The organism is Rhodococcus sp. P4_E4 (assembly GCF_056401575.1).
The window spans coordinates 151,419-160,537 of sequence record NZ_JBFUJB010000026.1; the positions used below are offsets into that span (position 1 = coordinate 151,419).

10 protein-coding genes are annotated in these 9,119 nt (G+C 62.2%); 9 read left to right on the forward strand and 1 reads right to left on the reverse strand.

Annotation, left to right across the window (positions count from 1 at the left end):
• Positions 1-42 precede the first annotated feature (42 nt).
• From AC1DVN_RS27030 to AC1DVN_RS27065, 8 genes are all read left to right on the forward strand, one after another.
• Positions 43-285 (forward strand): ATP synthase F0 subunit C, encoded by a 243-nt coding sequence (locus tag AC1DVN_RS27030; protein ID WP_003941327.1) that lies wholly within the window; start codon positions 43-45, stop codon positions 283-285.
• 7 nt (positions 286-292) lie between these two features.
• Complete coding sequence (locus tag AC1DVN_RS27035; protein WP_019749173.1) at positions 293-850, forward strand: F0F1 ATP synthase subunit B; 558 nt, start codon at positions 293-295, stop codon at positions 848-850.
• A 5-nt stretch (positions 851-855) separates the two neighbouring features.
• Positions 856-1,680, forward strand: coding sequence for a F0F1 ATP synthase subunit delta (locus tag AC1DVN_RS27040; RefSeq protein ID WP_003941304.1), 825 nt, complete (start codon positions 856-858; stop codon positions 1,678-1,680).
• A gap of 62 nt (positions 1,681-1,742) precedes the next feature.
• Positions 1,743-3,386: a F0F1 ATP synthase subunit alpha gene (atpA, locus tag AC1DVN_RS27045; protein WP_019749171.1), complete on the forward strand. Its 1,644-nt coding sequence runs from the start codon at positions 1,743-1,745 to the stop codon at positions 3,384-3,386.
• A 48-nt stretch (positions 3,387-3,434) separates the two neighbouring features.
• Positions 3,435-4,418 (forward strand): F0F1 ATP synthase subunit gamma, encoded by a 984-nt coding sequence (locus tag AC1DVN_RS27050; RefSeq protein ID WP_003941320.1) that lies wholly within the window; start codon positions 3,435-3,437, stop codon positions 4,416-4,418.
• Between the two features lie 3 nt (positions 4,419-4,421).
• Positions 4,422-5,873, forward strand: a complete 1,452-nt coding sequence (gene atpD, locus AC1DVN_RS27055; RefSeq protein ID WP_003941349.1) for a F0F1 ATP synthase subunit beta — start codon at positions 4,422-4,424, stop codon at positions 5,871-5,873.
• Positions 5,874-5,879: 6 nt separating this feature from the next.
• Positions 5,880-6,248, forward strand: coding sequence for a F0F1 ATP synthase subunit epsilon (locus tag AC1DVN_RS27060; RefSeq protein ID WP_019749170.1), 369 nt, complete (start codon positions 5,880-5,882; stop codon positions 6,246-6,248).
• Between the two features lie 49 nt (positions 6,249-6,297).
• Positions 6,298-6,720, forward strand: coding sequence for a DUF2550 domain-containing protein (locus tag AC1DVN_RS27065; protein WP_029255703.1), 423 nt, complete (start codon positions 6,298-6,300; stop codon positions 6,718-6,720).
• 10 nt (positions 6,721-6,730) lie between these two features.
• On the opposite strand, the gene AC1DVN_RS27070 is transcribed toward AC1DVN_RS27065, so the two are convergent.
• Positions 6,731-7,303 carry a cob(I)yrinic acid a,c-diamide adenosyltransferase gene (locus tag AC1DVN_RS27070; protein WP_019749169.1) on the reverse strand — a complete coding sequence of 191 codons (573 nt, stop codon included), beginning with the start codon at positions 7,301-7,303 and terminating at the stop codon, positions 6,731-6,733.
• A gap of 54 nt (positions 7,304-7,357) precedes the next feature.
• Here AC1DVN_RS27070 and murA point away from each other — a divergent pair, with 54 nt between their 5' ends.
• Positions 7,358-8,617: a UDP-N-acetylglucosamine 1-carboxyvinyltransferase gene (gene murA / locus AC1DVN_RS27075; RefSeq protein WP_003941314.1), complete on the forward strand. Its 1,260-nt coding sequence runs from the start codon at positions 7,358-7,360 to the stop codon at positions 8,615-8,617.
• Positions 8,618-9,119 lie beyond the last annotated feature (502 nt).

The following is a 9,119-nucleotide window of genomic DNA, read 5'->3' on the forward strand; positions in this document are numbered from 1 at the left end:
TGCCGAATCCGGCAGAGGTCAACAGAAAGGGAATGGAACACCATGAGCATCGCTTACCTCGCTCAGGAAGTTGTCGAGACCAAGTCGCGCGGCTACGGAGCCATCGGCTACGGCCTCGCAGCAATCGGCCCCGGCATCGGCGTGGGCATCGTTGTGGGCAAGGCAATCGAAGGCATGGTCCGCCAGCCCGAGATGGCCGGCCAGGTTCGTACCACCATGTTCCTCGGTATTGCATTCACCGAGGCCCTCGCATTGATCGGCCTTGTCGCCGGTTTCATTTTCTAAGACAGACATGGGAGCCACCTTCGCAGTGCTCGCGGCAACAGAGGAGACACACAATCCTCTCTTGCCCGAGACATACGACATCGTGTGGTCCGCGGTTGCGCTCGTCGTAGTCGGTTTTGTCTTCTGGAAGCTCGTTCTTCCGAAGTTCCAGAAGGTCTTGGCCGAACGCACCGAGCAGATCGAGGGCGGCATCAAGAAGGCCGAAGACGCACAGGCAGAGGCAGCGGCCGCGCTCGAGCAGTACCGCGCGCAGCTCGCCGAAGCTCGTACCGAGGCAGCGCAGATCCGTGAGGAAGCGCGTACCCAGGGTCAGCAGATCATCGCTGACATGAAGGTTCAGGCGCAGGACGAGAGCGACCGCATCGTGGCCGCAGGCCACAGCCAGCTCGTCGCCCAGCGTCAGCAGATCGTCGCTGAGCTCCGCTCGGATCTCGGCAAGACCGCTGTAGACCTGGCCGAGAAGGTCATCGGGGAGTCTCTCGCCGACGACGTGAAGCGCGCCGGAACGGTTGATCGTTTCCTCAACGAGCTCGACACCGTCAGCGCTGATTCAGCCAGGAAGTGAGCAACATGTACGCAGCGAGCCGTGAAGCCTTGGCGCAGACTCGTTCTGCGCTGAGCAGTGCCCTGGGCGCCGTCTCTGCAGGAGCCGCAACTGCTGCTTCTGCTCAGGCTGGGTCCGAGCTCTTCTCGGTGGTCGAGGTACTCGACGGCCAGCGCGCTCTTCGCAGCGCGCTGGCTGACGCTTCGGCACCGGCCGCTGGTCGCCAGGCTTTGGCAGAGCAGTTGTTCTCCGGAAAGGTCGGCGCCGAGGCGCTCGCCACCGTGAAGGCAGCTGCAGGCCAGGACTGGTCTGCGGCCCGCGACTTGGTCAACTCGCTCGAACTGCTCGGACGCGAAGCTCTGCTCCGCGCCGCAGCCGATCAGAGCCAGTTGGACACCGTTGAGGACGAGCTCTTCCGTCTCGGTCGCATCGTGGCAGGGGATCCCAGCCTGGAGCAGACGCTCTCGGATCTGTCGGTTCCCGCAGCCCGCAAGCGTGAGTTCCTCTCCCGCTTGCTCTACGGCAAGGTCACTGCGGTCACCGAGGCACTCGCCGGACAGGCCGTCGGCCGGTTGAAGTCTGCACCCGCAGACACTTTCGATCAGCTGTCGAATCTTGCCGCAGCGCAGCGCGATACCACCGTTGCTCACGTTCGCAGCGCCTCGGCGTTGAGCTCGGAGCAGTCGGATCGCTTGGCCAGCACTCTTACCCGCACCTACGGGAAGCCGGTAGCAGTACACGTCGAGGTTGATCCAGAACTCCTCAGCGGCTTGGTCGTCCGGGTGGGCGACGAGGTTATCGACGGCAGCGCAGCGGGTCGACTCGCAGCACTGCGGAAGAACCTCAAGTAGTCCTTCAGCCGAACACATACTCCAGATCTTTTCGAAGACCAGACACCGAGAGCAGGAAAAACATGGCGGAGCTGACGATCTCCTCCGACGAGATCCGTAGCGCGATCGACAACTACACCGCGAGCTACTCCCCGGAGGCCTCCCGTGAGGAGGTCGGCACAGTGACCGACACCAGTGACGGCATTGCGCACGTCTCTGGCCTGCCTTCGGCTATGTCCAACGAGCTGTTGGAGTTCCCCGGTGGAATCGTCGGCGTCGCGCTCAACCTGGATGCCACCGAAATCGGTGCCGTCATCCTTGGCGATTACCAGAACATTCAAGAAGGCCAGGAAGTAAAGCGCACGGGCGACGTTCTGTCGGTTCCCGTCGGCGATGCTTTCCTCGGCCGCGTCATCGACCCGCTGGGTGCGCCTATCGACGGCCTCGGCGAGATCGAGAGCACCGAGAATCGTGCACTCGAGCTCCAGGCCGCTTCGGTGCTCGAGCGCCAGCCGGTCGAAGAGCCGCTCCAGACCGGTATCAAGGCTATCGACGCCATGACCCCGATCGGCCGCGGCCAGCGCCAGCTCATCATCGGCGACCGCAAGACCGGCAAGACCGCGGTCTGCATCGACGCCATCCTGAACCAGAAGGCCAACTGGGATTCCGGCGATGTCAACAAGCAGGTGCGCTGCATCTACGTTGCCATCGGTCAGAAGGGTTCCACCATCGCGGGCGTCAAGGCTGCCCTCGAGGAGAAGGGCGCGATGGAGTACACCACCATCGTTGCTGCTCCGGCCTCTGATTCCGCAGGCTTCAAGTGGCTCGCACCGTACACCGGCTCGGCCATCGGCCAGCACTGGATGTACCAGGGCAAGCACGTTCTGGTCGTGTTCGACGACCTGACCAAGCAGGCAGAGGCGTACCGCGCCATCTCGCTGCTGCTGCGTCGCCCGCCGGGACGCGAGGCTTACCCCGGTGACGTCTTCTACTTGCACTCCCGTCTGCTGGAGCGTTCGGCGAAGCTGTCCGACGCACTCGGCGGCGGCTCGCTGACGGCTCTGCCGATCATCGAGACCAAGGCGAATGACGTCTCGGCGTACATCCCGACCAACGTCATCTCCATCACCGACGGTCAGGTGTTCCTCGAGTCCGACCTGTTCAACAAGGGCGTTCGCCCCGCGATCAACGTCGGTATCTCGGTCTCCCGCGTCGGTGGCGCTGCACAGACCAAGGGCATGAAGAAGGTTTCCGGTTCGCTGCGTCTGGAACTGGCTCAGTTCCGTGAGCTCGAAGCGTTCTCCGCTTTCGCATCCGACCTCGACGCTGCCTCCAAGGCTCAGCTCGAGCGCGGTGCCCGTCTGGTCGAGCTGCTCAAGCAGGATCAGTACAGCCCGATCCCTGTCGAGGACCAGATCGTCTCGATCTACCTCGCCGGCGAAGGCATCTTCGACAGCGTTCCGATCGGTGACGTCCGTCGCTTCGAGAAGGAACTGCTCGAAGACCTCAAGCACTCGGCTGCTGGCGTCTACTCCAGCATCAACGGCGGTAAGGCACTCGATGCCGACAACGCTGCTGCGCTGATCGCTGCAACGAACAAGTTCAAGGAAGGCTTCATCGCATCCGACGGAAGCCGGGTCGTGAACGAGGCCGAGGCTGACGCTTTGGGCGCCGACGAGGTCGAGAACGAGCAGATCAACGTCAAGCGCAAGACCGTCAGCAAGTGACGTACGCGCCCATGACACTGCGAATTCCGAAGGGAGAGTGATTGATCGATGGCGAGCATTCTCGAATTGCGGTCTCGTATCAAGTCGGTCAACTCGACCAAGAAGATCACCAAGGCACAGGAACTGATCGCGACTTCGCGTATCACCAAGGCTCAGATTCGCGTCGCCGCGTCCAAGCCGTATGCCGAGGAGATCACGAAGGTACTCACCGAATTGGCGAGTGCGTCTGCTTCGCTCGATCACCCGTTGCTCAACGAGCGCCCGGAGCCCAAGCGGGCTGCGGTCCTCGTTGTCACCAGTGACCGCGGCATGTGTGGTGGCTACAACTCCAACGTCCTCAAGCAGGCAGAAGAGCTCATGGCTCTCCTCCGCAGCGAGGGCAAGGAGCCGGTCGTGTACGTGCTCGGTTCCAAGGGACTCGGCTACTACACGTTCCGCGGCCGCGACATCGGTGCTGCGTGGACGGGCTTCTCGCAGGATCCGGGTTACTCGGATGCAGCGAAGGCCAGCCGCCACCTGGTGGAGCTGTTCATGGCTGGTTCGGGTAACCAGGTTGCCGCTCCGAACGGTGAAGGCACGATCGAGGGCGTCGACGAACTCCATATCGTCTACACCCGCTTCGTGTCGATGCTGACGCAGACTCCCGAGGTTCGCCGTATGGCTCCTCTCGAGGTCTTCGTGTCGGAAGAGCGCATCGAACTCGGTGACGACATGCTGACCAACGGCCACGACGACGACCATGACAATGGCCCCGTCGCGGACTTCAGCTTCGAGCCCGAGCCCGAGAAGCTTCTCGGTGCTCTTCTCCCGAAGTACGTCAGCACTCGTATCTTCTCGTCGCTTCTCGATGCTGCGGCATCGGAGTCGGCAGCCCGTCGTACCGCCATGAAGGCCGCGACGGACAACGCAAACGAACTGGTGAACACGTTGAGCCGTCAGGCCAACCAGGCTCGCCAGGCCCAGATCACCCAGGAAATCAGCGAGATCGTCGGCGGCGCCAACGCGCTCGCCTCGAGCGCAGGAAGTGACTAGCACATGACCGCAGCAGTAACCGAAAACAACGGGGCAGGTTCGGCTTCGGCCGTAGCCGGCCGCGTCGTGCGGGTCATCGGTCCCGTCGTGGACGTTGAATTCCCGCGTGGCGCTGTTCCTGAACTGTTCAACGCCCTGAACGCCGAGATCACGCTTCCCTCGGTCGCCAAGACGCTGACGCTCGAGGTTGCACAGCACCTCGGTGACAACCTGGTCCGCACCGTCTCCATGCAGCCCACCGACGGCCTCGTCCGCGGCACTGCAGTGACCGACTCGGGCAAGCCGATCTCGGTTCCCGTCGGTGACGTCGTCAAGGGCCACGTGTTCAACGCCCTGGGCGATTGTCTCGACACCCCCGGCCTCGGCCGCGACGGCGAGCAGTGGGGCATCCACCGCAAGCCACCAGCCTTCGATCAGCTCGAAGGTAAGACCGAGATCCTCGAGACCGGCATCAAGGTCATCGACCTTCTCACCCCGTACGTCAAGGGTGGAAAGATCGGCCTGTTCGGTGGCGCCGGCGTCGGCAAGACCGTTCTGATCCAGGAAATGATCACGCGTATCGCTCGCGAGTTCTCGGGCACCTCGGTGTTCGCAGGCGTCGGTGAGCGTACCCGTGAGGGCACCGACCTCCACCTGGAAATGGAAGAGATGGGCGTCCTCCAGGACACCGCCCTTGTCTTCGGCCAGATGGACGAGCCGCCCGGAACGCGTATGCGCGTCGCCCTGTCCGCACTGACGATGGCGGAGTACTTCCGCGACGTTCAGGGCCAGGACGTCCTGTTGTTCATCGACAACATCTTCCGCTTCACGCAGGCAGGTTCCGAGGTTTCCACCCTCCTCGGCCGTATGCCTTCGGCAGTGGGCTACCAGCCCACGCTGGCGGACGAGATGGGTGAGCTCCAGGAGCGCATCACCTCGACCCGCGGTCGCTCGATCACCTCGCTGCAGGCTATTTACGTGCCCGCCGACGACTACACCGACCCCGCGCCGGCTACGACGTTCGCGCACCTCGATGCCACCACCGAGCTCTCGCGCCCGATTTCGCAGATGGGTATCTACCCCGCTGTGGATCCGCTGAGCTCGACCTCCCGCATCCTGGAGCCCGGCATCGTCGGTGCCGAGCACTTCCGCGTTGCCAACGAGGTCAAGCGCATCCTGCAGAAGTACAAGGAACTGCAGGACATCATCGCCATCCTCGGTATGGACGAGCTTCAGGAAGAGGACAAGGTCCTCGTCGGCCGCGCCCGTCGTATCCAGAAGTTCCTCGGCCAGAACTTCATCGTTGCCGAGAAGTTCACCGGTGAGCCCGGCTCCGTCGTGCCGCTCCGCGACACGATCGAAGCCTTCGACCGCGTCTGCAAGGGCGAGTTCGATCACCTGCCCGAGCAGGCATTCAACAGCTGCGGTGGACTCGACGACGTCGAGGCTGCAGCCAAGAAGATGGCCGGGAAGTAGTCCACGATGGCTGAGATGACCGTAGAACTCGTTGCCGTCGAGCAGCGCTTGTGGTCTGGTTCGGCGACGCTGGTCAGCGCTCAGACCACTGAGGGCGAAATCGGCATCATGCCCGGGCATGAGCCGGTCCTCGGCCAGCTGATCGAGGGCGGAACCGTGTCGATCACCCCGGTCGACGGCGAGCGTATCGTTGCTGCAGTACACGGAGGGTTCCTCTCCGTCACTGCGACGACGGTGACGATTCTTGCCGAGTCCGCGGACATGGCACAGGACATCGACGTCGAGGCAGCCAAGGCTGTCTTGGCCGAGAACTCGGGCGACCTCGAAGCGATTGCGGTCGCCAAGGGTCAGCTCCGGGCCGTCGAGCGCGCGTAAGTTACTCGAGTAAAGCCGCGACGGGAGCCGACGAACAGTGACATTCGGAATGACTGTGTTGATCATTCTGGTTGTGCTGCTCGCGGTTCTCGTCGCGGCTTTTCTGTATCGTCTGCTGGTTCTACGTCGCGGCGGTACCGCTGCACTGCTTCGTGTTCTGCCATCCCCGGGGGACAGCGGGTGGCGTCACGGAATCATTCGCTACGGCGAAAGCACCTTCGTCTTTTTCAAACTGTCGAGTCTGCGGCCGGGCCCGGACTCCAGGATTGATCGTCAAGGAATCGAGGTCGAGAGCCGTCGCTCTCCCTCGGGTACCGAATTCGACATCATGAGCGACGACATCGTCGTGGTCAAGGTCAACGACGGATCGTCGGCCTACGAAATCGCCTTGGACAGTGGAGCATTGACAGCATTCCTGTCCTGGGTCGAATCACGGCCGGACGGGCGCGCCCGTAGGCGACGCACCGCCTGACCGGTCCCGCTCAAGCCCCGGCGCCGGGCTTCCAGAGCACATCGCCTTCAGGATTTGCCACTCTTCCCATGATGAAGAGCAGATCCGACAATCTGTTGAGATATTTCGCGGGGAGGACGCTGGTGTCTTCCGGGTTCGCATCGATGGCGGACCAGGCCGCACGCTCCGCACGCCGCGAGACGGTTCTTGCTACGTGAAGCAGGGCACCCAGGGCAGTTCCGCCGGGCAGAATGAACGAATTCAACGGTGCCAGTTGCTCATTGAGCTCATCGCACCATCCTTCGAGTCGATCGATATAGGCCTGAGTCACTCGCAGCGGTGGGTACTTCGGGTTCTCGACGACAGGGGTGGACAGGTCGGCCCCCGCGTCGAAGAGGTCGTTCTGGATCTGGCGCAGCATCGCGAGCAGATTCTCCGGGGGTGTGCCGAGGGCAACGGCCACACCGATCGCCGCGTTGGTCTCGTCGCAATCCGCGTAGGCGATCAGACGCGGATCGTTCTTGGAGACTCGCGAAAAATCACTGAGGCCGGTGGTCCCGTCGTCGCCGGTCCGGGTGTAGATCTTCGTCAGGTGAACAGACATAGGGCTACGGTACCGGCGCGGTGCCGACGAGGTTGTGGCTCTAGGCTGTGAACCGTGAGTGAGCACTTTCTTGTGACCGGGGGTAACCGCCTCGAAGGTGAAGTACTGGTGGGAGGGGCCAAGAACAGTGTGTTGAAGCTGATGGCCGCTGCGCTGTTGGCCGAAGGCACCACTGTGGTGACCAACTGCCCGGACATTCTCGACGTGCCCCTGATGGCGGACGTCTTGCGAGGGCTGGGCTGCGAGGTCGAACTCGAAGACTCCGAAGTGCGGATCACGACGCCGGCCGAGCCGAAATATCACGCTGATTTTGACGCAGTGAAGCAGTTTCGGGCGTCGGTGTGTGTGCTTGGTCCGCTGGTCGCGCGTTGTCGACGCGCCGTTGTCGCACTTCCTGGCGGCGATGCGATCGGTTCGAGGCCACTCGACATGCACCAATCCGGGCTCCGCCTGTTGGGCGCGCGTAGCGAAATCGAACACGGATGTGTCGTTGCCGAGGCAGACGACCTTCACGGCGCGAACATTCGCCTGGTCTTCCCGTCTGTGGGTGCAACCGAGAACATCTTGATGGCAGCAGTGCTCGCCCGAGGTGAAACGGTGATCGACAACGCTGCACGTGAGCCCGAGATCGTGGATCTCTGCAACATGCTCAACGAAATGGGCGCCAAGGTATCGGGCGGCGGAAGTTCGACGCTCACCATTCAAGGCGTCCGCAAGTTGGAACCGACTACGCACCGTGTCATCGGTGACCGCATCGTTGCCGCAACATGGGGTGTCGCTGCCTCCATGACCAGGGGTGACGTCCGCGTTCGCGGGGTGAACCACAAGCATCTCGGGTTGGTCCTCGACAAGCTTCGGACAGCCGGCGCGGAGGTGACTCCCGAGGTCGACGGCTTCCGTGTCATCCAGCGCGAACGGCCTAAGGCGGTCAATTTCGCAACCTTGCCTTACCCCGGATTCCCCACCGACCTGCAGCCGATGGCAATCGGTTTGGCGGCGGTTGCCGAGGGCACGTCGATGATCACCGAGAACGTATTCGAATCGCGTTTCCGATTTGTAGAGGAAATGATCCGACTCGGCGCCGACGCTCGTACCGACGGTCACCATGCTGTGATCCGCGGAGTTCCAGTGCTGTCGAGTGCGCCGGTGTGGTCTTCGGACATTCGGGCAGGCGCCGGGCTCGTGCTTGCCGGGTTGGTCGCGGACGGAACCACCGAAGTCCACGACATCTTCCACATCGACCGTGGGTACCCGCGTTTCGTCGAGAATCTTCGTGGACTCGGGGGAGTGATCGAGCGGGTGGGCTCCGAATAGGTTCGGTGCTCGGCGTCACACCCGGGCCTATTCGCGATTGGCGGAAAGGCGCAACTGTCTGACCTGGCCTTAGCCGGCCAATCGCTGTAGTGACCAGGCGATTTGTGAATTGATTGAAGGTTCGCGTAACTTATTCCAAGTCAGAGCGACACGGACACCGACTCCCGCCTTCACGGCGAGTGACACGAGGTTGTACGAAGTGCCTGACCAAATTTCGAAGTAGTTTCCATCGTGTATGGTTGTGCTTCACCTCCAGTTCTTCCCCGAATGTTCAGCGGTTTGCGCCGATGATCATGATGGGATAGGCTAGAAAAGTTGCCCCGGAGCGGCGGCCATAGGGTCGTGGTGATGGTGTGTGCGTGTTCTTTGAGAACTCAACAGTGTGTCGATGAATGTCAGTGCCAAWTATTTTTTGGTACTTCACATCCGCGAATGATCAACCGCCTCTTGGGGTTTGGTTGGTTTGTGTGTGGTGTGAGTATTTTTCGTCGGTGATTGTTCA